This is a genomic window from Janthinobacterium sp. HH106 (genome assembly GCF_001758725.1).
Lineage (GTDB): Bacteria > Pseudomonadota > Gammaproteobacteria > Burkholderiales > Burkholderiaceae_D > Janthinobacterium.
Genome location: NZ_LRIC01000012.1, coordinates 187582 through 202750, shown reverse-complemented (window position 1 = coordinate 202750; position 15169 = coordinate 187582). Strand labels below are relative to the sequence as shown.

Annotated in this window: 13 protein-coding genes; 5 read left to right on the top strand and 8 right to left on the bottom strand. The window is 62.2% G+C overall.

The features are described from left to right. The first annotated feature begins 338 nt into the window (after nucleotides 1-338). A complete protein-coding gene (locus JAB8_RS07020) occupies nucleotides 339-1718 on the top strand; it encodes a sodium-dependent transporter (protein WP_070223147.1) in 1380 nt (459 codons plus the stop codon). Here JAB8_RS07020 and JAB8_RS07015 read toward each other — a convergent pair whose 3' ends face one another. The 8 genes from JAB8_RS07015 to JAB8_RS06980 form a co-directional block, all read right to left on the bottom strand. Then, nucleotides 1719-2333, bottom strand: coding sequence for a M15 family metallopeptidase (locus JAB8_RS07015; protein ID WP_070288991.1), 615 nt, complete (start codon nucleotides 2331-2333; stop codon nucleotides 1719-1721). Continuing rightward, on the bottom strand, nucleotides 2333-3235 hold the full coding sequence (locus JAB8_RS07010; RefSeq protein WP_070288989.1) for a LysR substrate-binding domain-containing protein: 903 nt from the start codon (nucleotides 3233-3235) through the stop codon (nucleotides 2333-2335). Before JAB8_RS07010 ends, JAB8_RS07015 begins: the two co-directional genes overlap by 1 nt. A gap of 82 nt (nucleotides 3236-3317) precedes the next feature. Next, nucleotides 3318-4118, bottom strand: coding sequence for an N-acetylmuramoyl-L-alanine amidase (locus JAB8_RS07005; RefSeq protein WP_070288988.1), 801 nt, complete (start codon nucleotides 4116-4118; stop codon nucleotides 3318-3320). Nucleotides 4119-4148: 30 nt separating this feature from the next. Further along, nucleotides 4149-5096: a BadF/BadG/BcrA/BcrD ATPase family protein gene (locus tag JAB8_RS07000; RefSeq protein ID WP_070288986.1), complete on the bottom strand. Its 948-nt coding sequence runs from the start codon at nucleotides 5094-5096 to the stop codon at nucleotides 4149-4151. A 94-nt stretch (nucleotides 5097-5190) separates the two neighbouring features. Beyond that, nucleotides 5191-6819, bottom strand: a complete 1629-nt coding sequence (locus JAB8_RS06995) for a family 10 glycosylhydrolase (protein WP_070289006.1) — start codon at nucleotides 6817-6819, stop codon at nucleotides 5191-5193. Nucleotides 6820-6943: 124 nt separating this feature from the next. Continuing rightward, a complete protein-coding gene (locus tag JAB8_RS06990) occupies nucleotides 6944-8242 on the bottom strand; it encodes an MFS transporter (protein ID WP_070288984.1) in 1299 nt (432 codons plus the stop codon). Between the two features lie 45 nt (nucleotides 8243-8287). Beyond that, a complete protein-coding gene (locus tag JAB8_RS06985) occupies nucleotides 8288-9169 on the bottom strand; it encodes an N-acetylmuramic acid 6-phosphate etherase (RefSeq protein ID WP_070288982.1) in 882 nt (293 codons plus the stop codon). A 123-nt stretch (nucleotides 9170-9292) separates the two neighbouring features. Continuing rightward, nucleotides 9293-10033, bottom strand: a complete 741-nt coding sequence (locus JAB8_RS06980; protein WP_070223163.1) for a GntR family transcriptional regulator — start codon at nucleotides 10031-10033, stop codon at nucleotides 9293-9295. Nucleotides 10034-10260: 227 nt separating this feature from the next. Here JAB8_RS06980 and JAB8_RS06975 point away from each other — a divergent pair, with 227 nt between their 5' ends. The 4 genes from JAB8_RS06975 (at nucleotide 10261) to JAB8_RS06960 (ending at nucleotide 15164) form a co-directional block, all read left to right on the top strand. After that, nucleotides 10261-11580: a serine hydrolase gene (locus JAB8_RS06975; protein ID WP_083287597.1), complete on the top strand. Its 1320-nt coding sequence runs from the start codon at nucleotides 10261-10263 to the stop codon at nucleotides 11578-11580. A 91-nt stretch (nucleotides 11581-11671) separates the two neighbouring features. Further along, the gene (locus JAB8_RS06970) at nucleotides 11672-12958 is read left to right on the top strand and encodes a D-amino acid dehydrogenase (RefSeq protein ID WP_071654387.1); all 1287 of its coding nucleotides are present in this window, start codon (nucleotides 11672-11674) and stop codon (nucleotides 12956-12958) included. A 93-nt stretch (nucleotides 12959-13051) separates the two neighbouring features. Further along, entirely contained in the window at nucleotides 13052-13501 is a 450-nt protein-coding gene (locus JAB8_RS06965; RefSeq protein WP_070288979.1) for a YchJ family metal-binding protein, read from the top strand. Between the two features lie 40 nt (nucleotides 13502-13541). Further along, entirely contained in the window at nucleotides 13542-15164 is a 1623-nt protein-coding gene (locus JAB8_RS06960; RefSeq protein WP_070288978.1) for a carboxyl transferase domain-containing protein, read from the top strand. Nucleotides 15165-15169 lie beyond the last annotated feature (5 nt).

The window sequence follows — 15169 nt, the reverse complement described above, 5'->3', positions numbered from 1 at the left end:
CTACATCAAATGTCCACACTTATCGACTGTTAATTGTTAAAGAACTGTATTCGGTGCTACTTTCGCGCCATCGACAAAGCGTTGTGTTTGTCAGCTGCGAAGAAGGAAGAGTATGAAGCATTTCACTACATCCGTCAACTCCTTCTTTTCCTGCTCATCGCCGTTTCCGGTGATCCTCAAGTGCCGCATTTGACTGCGTCTCATTGGGGAGGCGAACTATAGCAAAGCGCCCCAGCGGAAGCAAGGCTTTTCCGGGGCTTTTGCGGCCAACTGCTACAATTTCGCCCCCTCCGCGCCAAACGGCGCTTGTCTATATATAGAACCATAGAAGATTCACCATGAAACAACAAGCTCAAGGATCAGGCCTGACCCTGAAACGAGCTGGCTTTACCACTGGCTTCGGCGTGCTCGCCGCCACCCTCGGTTCCGCAGTCGGTCTCGGCAATATCTGGAAGTTCCCCTATCTGACAGGCGCCAATGGCGGCGCCGGCTTCCTGCTCATCTATCTGCTCGCTACCTTATTGGTAGGCCTGCCCGTGATGATCGCGGAAATCACCCTGGGGCGCCGCGCCAAAGTCAATCCCATCTCCACCATGGAACAGCTGGCACCGAAGGGCAAGCCCTGGTGGCTGGTCGGCTTTATCGGCATGGTCGCCGCCTTCCTGATCGTCGCGTTTTATTCGGAAGTGGTGGGCTGGGTGTTTGCGTACATCGCCAAGGCCATCGACGGCTCCATCTTGAGCAGCGACAAACTGGTGACGGAAGCGGCCTTCGCCTCGCTGATCAGCAATCCTTTGCAATCGCTGTTCTGGCAATGGGGCGTGCTGCTGTTTATCGGCGGCATATTGATGCTGGGCGTGACCAAGGGCATCGAGGCGATCGCCAAGAAGCTGATGCCGCTGCTGTTCCTGCTGCTGCTGTTGCTGTGCGCGGTCAGCCTGTCGCTCGATAAGGCGGGCGAAGGCTTGGCTTTCCTGTTCCGCCCTGATTTTTCCAAGCTGACGGCTTCCGTCGTGCTGACGGCCATGGGCCTAGCCTTCTTTAAATTATCCGTCGGCATGGGTACGATGATGACCTACGGCAGCTATTTCCGCGATGACCAGAATATCCCCGTCACCACTTTGCGGGTGATGGCGGCCGACCTCGGTGTATCGATGCTGGCCGGTATCGCCATCTTCCCCGCCGTGTTCACGTTTGGTTTCGCCCCCAGCGCGGGACCGTCGCTGGTGTTCATCACGATTCCGGCCGTGTTTTCGCAAATTCCCATGGGACAAGTGCTGATGGTGGTGTTCTTCATCCTGGCCGCCGTGGCTGCCACGGGGGCGATGCTGTCGCTGATGGAAGTGCCCGTGGTGATTTTCCATGAACGCTTCGGCTGGACGCGCACCAAGTCCACCATCGTGACCATGCTTCTGCTGGCCGTGCTCGGTTCCGTGTGCGCGCTCAGCAACAGCACCCTGGCGGACTTCAAGCTATTCAATTTGAATATGTTTGATCTGTTCGACTTCGTCTCGTCGAATATCTTCCTGCCCGTGGGTGGCATCGCGATTGCCTTGTTTACAGGCTGGGCCTGGGGCAAGCAGCATTTCATCGAGGCGATCAGCAATCATGGCCAGTTGCAAAATCAAACTCTGGCGCACGTGCTGCTGTTCCTGCTGCGCTTTGTCTCGCCCGTGCTGATCCTGATCGTGATGCTGAAGGGATTAAAGGTCTTCTAATCAGAGTACCCGGGTGTAGGTCTGGCGCACCAGCACCCGGTCGCCGCAATCGAAATGCCACCATTCGCTGTTGATGCCAAAAAAGCCCGCCTGGAACATGGCGTCGCGCAACAAGCGGCGGTGCGCCACTTGCTCCTCGGTAATTTCCCCCTTTTCCAGCAAGACAAGCTCCAGCGCAGGATGCGAGCGCTCACTCAGATCATCAAAACCCGTGCCCATGTCCAATTCCCGGCCGTCCGGGCCGACGATGGTGATGTCGAGCGCCATGCCGAACGAGTGGATGGAGCCGCGCGACGGCTCGGCGATGTAGCCAAGTAACTCCGTTCCCTGCAGCGCATCCCACAATTGCTGCTGCACCCGCTGCGGGCGCAGGGCGTCGAGCACCAAGAGATGATGATCGGGGCGATGCGCGGCCAGCCAGGCCACGGCCTGCTCCAGCGCGGCGGCGGCGTCGCGGTGCAGCCAGGCGCAATCGATGGGGCTGTATAAGTCGCGGCCAACGAAATTGTCGGGCGTGGCATAGCGCAAGTCGACGCCGATGCCGGCGATGCTGCTCAGGTGGCGAAATTGCGGGTCGCTGCCGACCGCTTCCAATTGCAAACTTGCAACAGACATCAGACTCCTCTTTCCAGGCAGTTGCGCGCCGCCACGCCAATGCTGTCGGCCAGGCGCCGCGCGCCATGCGACAGCGGCGAGTGGCTCGCCGTCAATAAATACAGTTGGATCGGAATGGTGGGCGCCCAGGGACGGCGCTGCAGCCGCTCGGGCGAGCCGGACGCCGCCGTAAACGGGTCGACCACGGCCATGCCGGCGCCCGCTTCCACGAGGGAACGGGCGATTTGATACGTCTGCACCACGGTGGAAAACACGGGATGGATATCCTGCGCCTCGCAGGCGGCCACCACCAGTTCGCCCAGCGGATCGTTGTCCGCATGGCCGATCAGCTCGCCGTTCAGGCCATGCGCCGTCAATGGCGTGCCGCAATCGGCCGCATGCCAGGTGCCGGCCGGGGCGATGACCGTCATGACACCGTGCGCGATCGGTTCGGCCACGATGCCCGGATGGCGCGGGTCTTGCAGCGATACGGCCAAGTCCGCTTCACCGAGGCGCAAGGTATTGACGATCTCGCCCGTGTGGTGGGTAGCCAGCTGGCAGCGCGTGTGAGGAAAGTCGCGCCGCCACTCCGTCATGGCAAACGGCAAGACGCTGATGGCAAGCGTCGGCGTGGACACCAAACGGATGGTTTCCACCGCGTGGCCCTTCAGGCTGGCCGCCAGACGGCGGATGCCCAATAAATCGCGGTTGAGCTTTTCCGTCTCGACAAACAAACGGTGCGCCTCGGGCTTCGGGTACAGCTTGCCCCGCACGCGCTCGAACAGCGGCATGCCCAGTTGCAACTCGCAATGCTGCAAGACCTTGGTCACAGCCGGCTGCGAGATATGCAGCACCTGGGCGGCGCCGCTGATGGTGCCAACTTGCATGATGGCGTGAAACACTTCGATATGACGCAGCCGCATGAGCTATTCCTTTACCTTGCCCTGGCCGCCTGGGCCGTAATGTTCAGCATATAAGAAAAAGTCATGGGCTGGAACGGCCATGCTACTTTGTTGCAACAGCTGCGGCCGGCGTCGTCAGCACTTCCAGCAGGGCTGCCGTCTCGCCGTCGGGCATGCCGTCAAAGCGCGTATTGCGGTACTTCATCTGGAAGGCGATCAGCACATTGCGCGTCGCTTCATCGAATATGCCCGTATTCGGCGTCGCATAGCCGTGCTGGGCCAGCTTTTTCTGGAACCAGACGGCGTCCGGCACTTGCTGCTCAAAAATGAGGCGCTGCGCGGCCACGCGGTTGGCATCGGGCCAGACGATCAGGCCCGCATCGGCCAGCTGGCGCCATGGAAACAGCGGACCCGGGTCCTGCTTGCGCTGCGGGGCGATTTCGTTGTGGCCCAGGATATTTTCCGGCGCGATGTTGTAGCGGGCCTGGATATCTTTCAACAGCGGAATGAGTTCATCGATCTGTGCCTGCGGGAAGGGATACCAGAGGCGGCCTTCCGGCGTGTCCTTGTAGCCAGGGTTGACGATCTCGATGCCGATCGAGCTGACATTTAACTGTGTATAAGTCTTCCAGTTACTCACACCCGCGTGATTGGCCTGGCGCGATTCGTCGACCAGCACGTAAAACTTCGGCTTATCCGTATCCGTCAGCAAATAATGGCTGCTGACTACTTGTTCCGTCAGGATCTTGATCGAGCGGGGCAGGTCGCTGACCGTGTAATGGATGACGATGAATTTCACGCGCGGGCTCTGGCTGCGCGCCGTCAAGCTATGGTCGAGGTGCGGCGCGGGCGTGGTACACGCGGAAAGCAGTGCCACCAGCAGGGCGAGGGCGATTTTTTTCATGAAAGATCCGTGTTCGGGTTAATAAAATGTTCAGTTCTTGCCAGTACGCTGGCTCGCCGCCCTGGCCGCCAGCTTGGCCGCAGCCTCATGCGAACGGGCAACTTTTTGCTCCATCATCAACGATACAGGCAAAGCGGCGCACATGGCAGCCGCGATGGCCGGGTGCAATTGCGCCGCGCGCCCGGCCAGCACCACGGGACGGGGGCCGTAGCGCGCCGTCAGCGCCAGCGCCAATCGCGCCAGTTCCTGTCCCGCGCGCTGCAAGATGTCCAGCGCCAGCGGGTCGGCATCTGCACTGGCGGCCACGGCCAGCGCCAGCCGGCCGATGGCGCCCCGGTCCTGGCCATACATGAAGGCGCGCGACAGCGACCAGTCGCTGCCGCCCAGTTCCGCAAACACGGCTTCGGCCATGGGCGAGCTGTGCCAGCTGCCGGGCGCCTCGTCTTCGCGGCGCCAGATGTGGCGCAAGGCTTCGCGCGCGATCCAGTAGCCGCCGCCGCCATCGTCGAGCAGCACGCCGCGCCCGCCCGCGCGGTGAAACACGCCGTCCGCATCGATCCAGGCGGCAATCGAACCCGTGCCAGCGTAGACCAGATAACCTTCGCCAGGTTCAAAACTGTCGCGATAGGCGATGTCGATATCGTTGCCGATGCTGACGTCGCCGGCGTTCAGCGCCAGCAACGCGGACAACATTTTCGCCAGCACCACATCATCGCCGCCAAAACCCGTCAAGCCCGCCACCACGGCGCGCGGTTGGCCGACGGCCAGCACTTGCTTGCACAATATTGCAAACGTGGCATGCACGGCGGCGCGGCCCGCATCGCTGCTCATTTGCAAGGCAGACAAGCCTTCCACGGCGCCGTCGGCCACGATGGTGCCGTCGCCGGTAGCCAGCGCCCAGCGCGTCTGCGTGCCGCCCGCGTCGATGCCCAGCCCGAGCACGGCAGTATCAGTATTGGTTGCAGGGACGGAAATCATGGCATGAGTGTAAAGCCAAGCGGAGCTTGCAGGCATGAAAGCTTGCGCATGTTTCATGCCTGCAGGTTATGGACTAGCGGTGAACGGTCAGCAATTACTTGGCGGGGCCCGTAAACGGTGCGCGCACGGTGACGCGAGGGCTTTCATTGCCGAGGCGGTCCACGGCGCTGACCACCACCGCATTGACTTTACCGATGCCATCATCGACCAGGGTCAGTTCAGCCTGCACGCCAGTGACCACGGTGAAGCGCCAGTCTTCGCCATAGCGGGCCCAGATGGCGTATTGCGCCACGGGTTTGCCGCCGCCCGACGTCAATTTGACGTTCAGGCTGCTGGAATCGCGGCGCAAAGCCAGCACCGGCGTGCCCGGCGCTTCCTTGCCCAGCCAGGGCGTGGCGGGGATCAGGGCCGGGCTTTGATACACGCTCGCCTTGAGTTGCTCGCTGACACCCTTGCGGTTCTGCATCAGGGGCACCATGCTGAAATGCACTTGGCCATTCGCGCCGGGGCGCGTGCGCGTCACTTCGATCTGCTTGATGATCTCTTGCGGCGTGAAGGACTTGGCGGAATTGTCGATGCGGCTCGTATATAAACCGGGCCACACGTGACGGCCATACGGATTTTGCGCGAGCCAGTAGTCGAGCAGCACGCCAAACGCTTGCGGCGCCTGCGCCACGGGCCAGTACAGCTGCGGCGACAGGTAGTCGAGCCAGCCCTTGGCCAGCCATAGTTCCGCATCCGCATACAATTTATCGTACTGGCTGAAGCCGACGATGCCGGCAGGACGGCGGTCGGGACGGCCGATACCGAACGGGCTGATGCCGAAACGCACCCAGCTCTTTTCGCGGTGGATGCCGGTATATAAAGCTTCGATCAGCTGGTTGACGTTCTGGCGGCGCCAGGAAGCGCGGTCGAGATCGCCGCCGGCCAGCAGATATTGCTGCCAGGAAGGCTCATCGGGGAAGGGCAGTTCGCGCTTGGCGCCGCCATTGCCCGCGTCCAGCGCGGCCGTCTCGGCTCCCGCACCGGCGCCAGGCGCGTCGATCGGGTATGGATAAAAGTAATCGTCGATGTGCACGCCATCGATATCGTAGCGGCGCACCACGTCCAGCACCACGTCCGTCGTGTGCTTCGAAGCGGCCGCATCGCCCGGGTCCATCCACAGGTAGCGGCCGTATTGCTTGACGGACGCGGGGTTGGTGGACGCGAAACTGTCGCGCGCCAGCGGCGACTTGGCCGTCGCGTGACGGGCCCGGTACGGGTTGAACCAGGCGTGCAATTCCAGGCCGCGTGCATGCGCCTGCGCCACCCAGAAGGCCAGCGGGTCATACATGGGCAATGGCGGCTGGCCTTGCTTGCCCGTCAGGTATTCCGACCACGGTTCCAGCTGCGACGGGTAAATCGTGTCGGCGCTGGGGCGCACCTGCAGCACAATCGCGTTCAGATTCAAGGACTTGGCGCGGTCGAGGATGGCGATCGCTTCGGCTTGCTGCTTGGCGACAGGCAAATTGCTGCGGCTGGGCCAGTCGATATTGGCCACCGTCGAGACCCAGGCGGCGCGGAATTCGCGCGGCGCCGGCGGCGGCACTTCGCCCGTGATGTGCTGCACGGGTGGCACGGCCGGCAAACCCGCTTCGCCTGGCGTCACTGCGGACGGCATTCTGGTGCTGGTACAGCTGCTGAGCAATGTGGCGGTGGCCAAGGCGGCCAGCACGCCGGCCATGGCGCCCAGGCGTTTTTTAAAAGTAGACAACAAAACAATTCCTTGCAGTGGTGAAGCCCAAGTCTATCGGTGCGGGCATTTTACTGTGCGCCCGCCATCCATGCGGGCGCACGGTTCAAAAGAATCAGACTTCGGCCTTCTTGCCGAATTCGGGATCGATCTTGACCAGCGCGGCCATGATGAAAGCGGGAATCGTGGCGATGCACACCCAGATGAAGAAGTGCTGGTAGCCGAGCATTTGCTGGATCCAGCCGCTGGCCATGCCCGGCAACATCATGCCCAGGGCCATGAAGCCCGTGCAAATGGCGTAATGGGCCGTTTTATGCGCGCCATCGGAGACCATGATCATGTACAACATGTACGAGGCGAAACCGAAGCCATAACCGAATTGCTCCAACGCAATGCCCCCCGCGATCACATAAATGTTGCTGGGCAAGGCGCTGGCCAGGTAGACAAACACCAGGTCGGGCAAGTGGACGGACAGCACCATGATCCACAAACAGCGTTTCAAGCCGAAGCGGGAAATGATGAAGCCGCCCAGCAAGCCACCGAGGGTCAGGGCGATCACGCCGATAGTGCCGTAGACGAGGCCCACCTGTTCCGTGCTCAGGCCCAGGCCGCCCTTGGCGACGGGGTCGAGCAGGAAGGGCGCGGCCAATTTGAGCAGTTGCGCTTCGCCGAGGCGGAACAGCAGCAAGAAGCCGAGGATGACGACAATATCCTTCTTCCGGAAAAACGCGGCAAAGGTGGCGATGAACTCCTGCAGCGGGGAAATACCGGCGCCCTGGATGCTGGGACGGTCCTCCTTGGGTTTCGGCAAGACAAAATAGTGGTAGAGGAAGAGGGCGATGAACAGGCCCGCCAGAATCGCGAACACGACGGACCAGGCCAGCTGCACATTGCCCGTCGCATGCGTCAGATAGCCGGCAAGAAATACCAGGCCGCCCTGGCCGGCGATCATCGCCAGGCGGTAAAACGTGCTGCGCACGCCGACGAAGGCCGCCTGCTGGTGCTCTTCCAGGCCCAGCATATAAAAGCCGTCGGCGGCGATATCATGCGTGGCGGAACTGAAGGCCATCAGCCAGAAGATGGCCAAACTGATCTGGAAAAAGTGCGGCAAGGACGTCGTCAGGGCCACCAGCGCCAGCGCGGCGCCGATCACCAGCTGCAAGCCGACGATCCAGAAACGCTTGGTGCGGTACATATCGATGAAAGGCGACCACAGCGGTTTGATGACCCATGGCAAGTACAACCAGCTCGTGTACAGCGCGATATCGGTATTACTGAAACCGTAGTTCTTGTACATGATCACGGACAAGGTCATGACCACTACATAGGGGATACCCTGGCCGAAATACAGGGAAGGGATCCACAGCCACGGATTATTTTTACGCGCCGGGGCGGGTTGTTTCACTAGCTCCATACATCCTTCTTGGTCTCCCAGACAGAAGAATGCCGCGCCATCGGATCACGCCGCCAGTGCCGCCCGCACACTGCCGCCCGCGCCGGCCAACAATGCCTGTGCCTGGTTTGTATTGATTGTTTTGATCAAGGCAACAATCGCCACCTTGACGTGATAGTGGCATTGCTCCAGCACGGTCCTGGCCTGCACCTCGCTGGCGCCGGTGGCATGCATGGTCAGACGCACGGCCCGCCAGATCAGCTTGGCGTTGGTCGGCTTCAAGTCTACCATCAAGTTTCCGTAAGTTTTGTGCAAACCGACCATCAGGGCGCTGGAAATCGTGTTCAGGGTGATTTTTTGCGCCGTACCCGCTTTCAGACGCGTGCTGCCGGAAATGACTTCCGTGCCCGTGTCGAGCACGATGCCGCATTGCGCCTCGTGCGCCACGGGGGCGTCCACATTGTTGGCAATGCCTATCGTCAAGGCGCCCGCCTTGCGCGCGGCCAGCAGGGCGCCCAGCACATACGGCGTGGCGCCGGAGGCGGCCAGCAGGATCACGACATCATTTTCTTGCGGCAACAGGGCCAGCACATCGCGCTCGCCTTGCTGTACATCATCTTCGGCCCCTTCGACGGCCGTGAACATGGCGCCCGCGCCGCCGGCCAGGATGGCGATAGCCCGCTCGGGCGGCCAGGAAAACGTGGGCGTCAATTCAACGCTGTCGAGCACGCCCAGACGTCCCGACGTACCGGCGCCCACGTACAGCAAGCGGCCGCCGGCAGCGATGCGGGGCAGGACGGCCGTGATGGCGGCCCCGATTTGCGGCGAGGCCAGGCGCACGGCTTCGACGGCCCAGAACTGGTCGTCGACCAGCGCCGCCACCAGTTGCTCCACCGGATACAGGTCCAGATCCGGATGCCGCCGGCTCGGGGTTTCAGTTTTCAACATGATTTCAGAACATGGTTGAAGGTGAAACCAGTTTAATACCAACGAGCAAGATCAGCCATGAAAGGATGGCGGGCGGGCATAACGGGAGTTTATGGGTGCACGCGGATCGTGGCGGCCGCCTTCTTACGGCGCGCGGCGCATCTCGGCCACGAAGTCGTAATGGTCGCTGCGGCAATACGAATGCGTCAGTTCCACCGCTTCGCCCGTTTCCAGGTAGGCGATGCGCGTGATGAACAGCACGGCCTGGCCATCGGGGATGCCCAGTTGCTCGGCCAGCACGTCCGTCGCATTCATGGCGCGGATGTGCTGCAAGGCGCGCACAGGGGCCTTCTTGATGCTGCTCAAGTATTCATACAGCGAGTCGCCCACGGCGGCCGGGTCCGGCACGACGCTGAAGGGCAGCACGCTCACTTCATACGCCATCACCACGTCGTCGGCCAGGCGCAAGCGCTCGAGGCGTGCCACTTTCGTGTTTTGCGCCAGACCCAGGCTCAGCTGTTCATCGCTGCTGGCGATGACGACTTCGCGCTTGAGCCAGCGCGAGCCGGGACGGTAGCCGCGCTGCTGCAGCTGCTCGGAAAAGCTCGACAGGTTCGACAGCGGCTGCTCGATGCGCGGGGCAATATAGTTGCCCGAACCGCGGCGGCGCACGACGAGGCCTTGCTCGACGAGCTGGTCGATGGCCTTGCGGGCAGTCACGCGCGATACGTCGAGCAGTTCGGACAGGGTACGTTCAGAGGGCAGGGCCTGGTCTACCTGGTAGCGGCCGTTGCGTACGTCATCGCTCAGCTTGCGGGCGATCTGCATATATAAAGGCGAATTGTCATTTAAATCGACCTTGAGTTCTACGCTGGTCTGGCTCATACAGTTCTCCTTGTCCTCCTAGTGTAATAGCGATGGCGCTTGTGCGTATCCCGTCCACCCATGAATAAATGGAAAATGACCATAAATAACGGTTATACATTTAAAAAAACAATGTTTTACCGCACGTATAGCTTTGCATTATAGATAAATAAGCAATTTTCATTAGCCTGGGAAACGATCCCGCCCTATGCTGGCGATGCCTCCACCACATCGCGAAACAGAGAAACATGCATAATAAAATGACGGGTTTGCTGGGCTTGCTGCTGCTGGGCACAACCTGGAGCGCGCTGGCCGCCCCGCCCGGCAGCGGCAAGGACCAGCAGCCTGCGCTCGATGCGGCCCTGTCCGCCATCGTCGGGGATGCGGCCCACCCGCTGGCCAGCCTGTCCGTGCTGACCATCCGTAATGGTAAGGTGTCGTATCAGCAACAATTTGGTTACCGGCACATCGGCGCCACGCCGGCTGACAGCTTGCCCGTGACGCCGGACACCCTGTTCCGCATCGCTTCCGTATCGAAGATGATGACGACCCTGGGCCTGATGCGCTTGCTCGAGCAGGGCAAGCTGAGCCTGGACCAGGACGTGGGCATTTATTTAGGCTTTTCCCTGCGCAACCCGCACTTTCCCCAGCGGCCCGTGACCTTGCGCAGCCTGCTCAGTCACACTTCCTCGCTGCGCGACGCGGGCGGCTACTCGTGGGGACCGGAACGCAGCCTGCGCGACGTGTTTACGGCCGGCGGCGACGCGATGTGGGATTCCAGCGCGGCACCCGGCCGCTACTTTACGTATTCCAACCTGAACTGGGGCGTGATCGGCACGGTGATGGAGCAAGTCACGGGCGAGCGCTTCGACTTGCTGATGCGGCGCCTGCTGCTCGATCCCCTCGATGTACGCGGCGGCTACCATCCGGCGGCATTCTCTCAGGCAGAGCTGGCGGACACGGCCACCCTGTACCGCAAGCGCACGCTGGAGACGGAAGAGTGGCGGCCGCACGGCCCCTGGATCGCGCAAGCCGACGATTTTGACCAGCATCCGCCTGCCGGCATCGCGCGTTATGTGATCGGCAGCAACGCCACCGTCTTTAGTCCCACGGGCGGCTTGCGCATCTCCGCCGCGGGACTGGGCACCGTCATGCAGATGCTGCTCGACGGCGGCCGCCATGAGGGCAAACAACTATTGCAGCCAGCCACCATCGCCTTGATGTTTGGCCGCCAATGGCAGCTGGCGCAGGACAGCAGCAATGGCAACAGCGAACGGGGCTTGTACCGCGCCTGGGGCCTGGGCAACCAGCAGTTCGATGCCGTGGCGGGGCAGGGCAACGGCCTGGTCGAGGGCGCCAGCTTCTCCGCCGTGGGCCACCTGGGCGACGCGTATGGCCTCGTCTCCGCCTTCGTGCTCGATTTCAAGCACAAGAATGGCATGGTGATGCTGGTGGGCGGTACGGGCAGCGATCCCGAGCGTTATCCGGGCGCGTATTCCGCCATGGGGCGCAGCGAGGAATTGATACTCACCACCTTGTATCGTGGTGCGATTGGCAATAATGAATAATTTGCACAAAAACAGTGCATTCCTGAAAGTTATGGCTGCACCATGATGTTTCATTGGCTCCCGTGATGGCCAGCCTCTAAGCTCTCATCGAATGCTCCCGCACCATGGGAGCGCAACGCAGCGAGGCAACATGCAGCAACACGTCATCATCATCGGCGGCGGCGTCGTCGGTCTGACATCGGCCTGGTGGCTGGCCGAGGCCGGCTACAAGGTCACGGTACTCGAACGCAATGAACAGGTGGCGATCGCCGCCAGCTACCGCAATGGCGGCCAACTCAGCTATCGCTATGTAGCCCCGCTGGCGGACGCGGGCGTGCCCTTCAAAGCCCTGCAATGGCTGCTGCAGAAAGACGGTCCGCTGCGCTTCCGTCCCGAAGCGGACTGGCGCCAATGGCGCTGGATGGCCAGTTTCCTGCGCAATTGCAATGCAGCCAGCAATGCCCGCACGACGGCCAAGCTGCTGCAGCTGGGGGAATGGAGCCGCGCTGGCATGGCGCAGCTGGAACTGACGGTGCCGCCCGAGGCGTATGCCTGGCGCGATGCGGGCAAACTCATCGTCTACCGCTCGCCCGCCATCTTCCAGCGGGCCGTGGCACGGCCCGAATCGGAAGAGGCGCGCGTCGTCTTGTCGCCGCTTGAAGCCGTACAACGCGAACCGGCGCTGGCCGCCTTGCAGGGCGCGCTGGCGGGCGGCATCTTTACCGAGGGCGAGGCGGTGGCCGATTGCCACGCGTTTTGCCTGGCACTGGAAGCGCGATTGCTGCAGCACCCGAATTGTTCACTCCTGTTAAAAGGCGAGGCGCGCCGTCTCCTCACGCACAAGGGCAGGATCACGGGCGTCGACACCAGCCTGGGCCTGTTGCAGGCAGATCACTATGTGCTGGCGGCCGGCATCCAGAGCCGTGACCTGGCCGCCACGGCCGGCATCTACCTGCCCCTGTATCCGCTGAAAGGCTACAGCCTGACGGCGCCCATCCGCGCGCAGCACCGGGCGCCCGAGATCAGCATCACGGATTTCGAGCGCAAGGTGCTGTATGCGCGCATAGGCGGCGACCTGCGCGTGGCCGCCATGGTCGACATGGTGGGCGCCGACAACAGCATCGATTGGAACCGCATCGCCGGCCTGACGCGGCTGGCGCGCGAAGCCATGCCGCACGGCGCCGATTACGACCAGGCCACGGCCTGGGCCGGCCTGCGCCCCGCCACGCCGAACAGCGCGCCGCTGGTGGGCGCCAGCAAAGTGGGCAACCTGTGGCTCAACGTGGGCCATGGCCCGCTGGGCTTTACCTTTGCCGCCGGCACGGCGCGCATCCTGGCCGATCTCATGGCCGGCAAGGCGCCGCCGTTCGCGCTGGACTTCCTCGCGCCTCAAAAGTAGGCGGAGCGACAGCAACGGCGACCGGCGCCGCCGTTATGGCGGATAATTGTGGAACTTTCCTGTTCCCTCTTTTCTGTTGCATATCGTCAGCGCATGCCCACACCTTCGAAATTGTCCGCCTGCCCCTGTGGCGGCGCCTCCTACGCCAGCTGCTGCGGCCCGTATATCGCGGGCGACGCCTTGCCGCCCACGGCCGAAGTCCTGATGCGTTCGCGCTACACGGCGTTTACCTTGCGCGATGAAGCGTATCTGCGCGCCACCTGGCATGCCAGCACCCGTCCCGCCGACGCCTTGTTTGCCGAAGAAGAAAAAGTCCACTGGATGGGACTTGAGGTAAAATCTGCTTTACGTTTACGTCAACGTAAAGCAGAATCAGCAGATCAGGCCGAAGAGATACATCGCGATACCGTGGAATTCGTGGCCCGCTACAAGGTCAACGGCCGCGCGCACCGCCTGCATGAGGTGAGCCGCTTCGTGCGCGAGGCGGGCGAGGGCGGTGGTGCCCTGCGCTGGTTTTATCTCGACGGCAGTTTTCCCGAATAGCGCGACCCGAGAGACCGGGCGATCATAAAAAGGAACCGCAATGCCGCACATCGAAAGCAAACTCAATCCGCGCAGTGAAGATTTCAAGGCCAATGCCGCGGCCATGCAAGCCATCGTCGACGATCTGCGCGACAAGGTCGAGAAAATCGCGGCCGGCGGCGGCGAAGCGGCGGCCGCCAAGCACCTGGCGCGCGGAAAACTGCTGCCGCGCGACAGAGTCCAGATGCTGCTCGATCCCGGCACGCCCTTCCTCGAGTTTTCCCAGATGGCGGCCTACGCCATGTACCAGGACGCCAAGGGCGTCGATGCGGCCCCTAGCGCCGGCATCATCACCGGCATCGGCCGCGTCTCGGGCCAGGAATGCGTCATCGTGTGTAACGACGCTACCGTCAAGGGCGGCACCTATTACCCGATGACGGTAAAAAAGCATTTGCGCGCCCAGGAAATCGCCGACCAGAACAACCTGCCGTGCATCTACCTGGTCGACTCGGGCGGCGCCAACCTGCCGAACCAGGACGACGTCTTCCCCGACCGCGACCATTTCGGCCGCATTTTCTATAACCAGGCGAATTTGTCGGCCAAGGGCATCCCGCAAATCGCCGTCGTGATGGGCTCTTGCACGGCGGGCGGCGCCTACGTGCCGGCCATGAGCGACGAATCGATCATCGTCAAGGAGCAGGGCACGATTTTCCTCGGCGGCCCGCCGCTGGTGAAGGCGGCCACGGGCGAAGTGGTGACGGCGGAAGACCTGGGCGGCGGCGACGTGCACACGCGCCTGTCCGGCGTGGTCGACCACCTGGCGCAGAACGACTTGCATGCGCTGTCGCTGGCGCGCACCATCGTTTCGAATCTGAACCGTAAAAAACCGCAGCAGATGGCGCTGCGCGAGTCCGTCGAACCGAAATACCCGACGCAGGAACTGTATGGCGTAATCCCCGTCGATACGCGCAAACCGTTCGACGTGCGCGAGGTGATCGCGCGCATCGTCGACGGCAGCGATTTCGATGAATTCAAGGCCCGCTACGGCACCACCCTGATCTGCGGCTTTGCGCACATCTATGGCGTCAAAGTCGGCATCATCGCCAATAACGGCATCCTGTTCTCGGAATCGGCCTTGAAAGGCACGCATTTCATCGAATTGTGCTGCCAGCGCAAGATCCCGCTCGTCTTCCTGCAAAACATCACGGGCTTCATGGTGGGCCGCAAGTACGAAAACGAGGGCATCGCCCGCAATGGCGCCAAGATGGTCACCGCCGTGGCGACGGCGGCCGTGCCGAAATTCACGGTGATCATCGGCGGCAGCTTCGGCGCCGGCAACTACGGCATGTGCGGCCGCGCGTTCTCTCCCCGTTTCATGTGGATGTGGCCCAATGCGCGCATTTCCGTCATGGGCGGCGACCAGGCGGCCTCCGTGCTGGCGACCGTCAAGCGCGACGGCATCGAAGGCAAGGGCGGGCAGTGGAGCGCAGACGAGGAAGCGGCCTTCAAGCAGCCGATCAAGGAGCAGTACGAGCACCAGGGCCACCCGTATTACGCCACCGCGCGCCTGTGGGACGACGGCGTGATCGACCCGGCCGACACCCGCATGGTGCTGGGCCTGGGCCTGTCGGCCGCCCTGAACGCGGAAATCCCGGACACGAAGTTCGGCGTATTCCGCATGTAAGCGGC

Excerpts from the sequence above, each read along its gene's own strand:
- JAB8_RS07020 (WP_070223147.1), top strand. The coding sequence starts at position 339 with ATGAAACAACAAGCTCAAGGATCAGGCCTGACCCTGAAACGAGCTGGC.
- JAB8_RS07015 (WP_070288991.1), bottom strand. The coding sequence starts at position 2,333 with ATGTCTGTTGCAAGTTTGCAATTGGAAGCGGTCGGCAGCGACCCGCAA.
- JAB8_RS07010 (WP_070288989.1), bottom strand. The coding sequence starts at position 3,235 with ATGCGGCTGCGTCATATCGAAGTGTTTCACGCCATCATGCAAGTTGGC.
- JAB8_RS07005 (WP_070288988.1), bottom strand. The coding sequence starts at position 4,118 with ATGAAAAAAATCGCCCTCGCCCTGCTGGTGGCACTGCTTTCCGCGTGT.
- JAB8_RS07000 (WP_070288986.1), bottom strand. The coding sequence starts at position 5,096 with ATGATTTCCGTCCCTGCAACCAATACTGATACTGCCGTGCTCGGGCTG.
- JAB8_RS06995 (WP_070289006.1), bottom strand. The coding sequence starts at position 6,819 with ATGGCCGGCGTGCTGGCCGCCTTGGCCACCGCCACATTGCTCAGCAGC.
- JAB8_RS06990 (WP_070288984.1), bottom strand. The coding sequence starts at position 8,242 with ATGGAGCTAGTGAAACAACCCGCCCCGGCGCGTAAAAATAATCCGTGG.
- JAB8_RS06985 (WP_070288982.1), bottom strand. The coding sequence starts at position 9,169 with ATGTTGAAAACTGAAACCCCGAGCCGGCGGCATCCGGATCTGGACCTG.
- JAB8_RS06980 (WP_070223163.1), bottom strand. The coding sequence starts at position 10,033 with ATGAGCCAGACCAGCGTAGAACTCAAGGTCGATTTAAATGACAATTCG.
- JAB8_RS06975 (WP_083287597.1), top strand. The coding sequence starts at position 10,261 with ATGCATAATAAAATGACGGGTTTGCTGGGCTTGCTGCTGCTGGGCACA.
- JAB8_RS06970 (WP_071654387.1), top strand. The coding sequence starts at position 11,672 with ATGCTCCCGCACCATGGGAGCGCAACGCAGCGAGGCAACATGCAGCAA.
- JAB8_RS06965 (WP_070288979.1), top strand. The coding sequence starts at position 13,052 with ATGCCCACACCTTCGAAATTGTCCGCCTGCCCCTGTGGCGGCGCCTCC.
- JAB8_RS06960 (WP_070288978.1), top strand. The coding sequence starts at position 13,542 with ATGCCGCACATCGAAAGCAAACTCAATCCGCGCAGTGAAGATTTCAAG.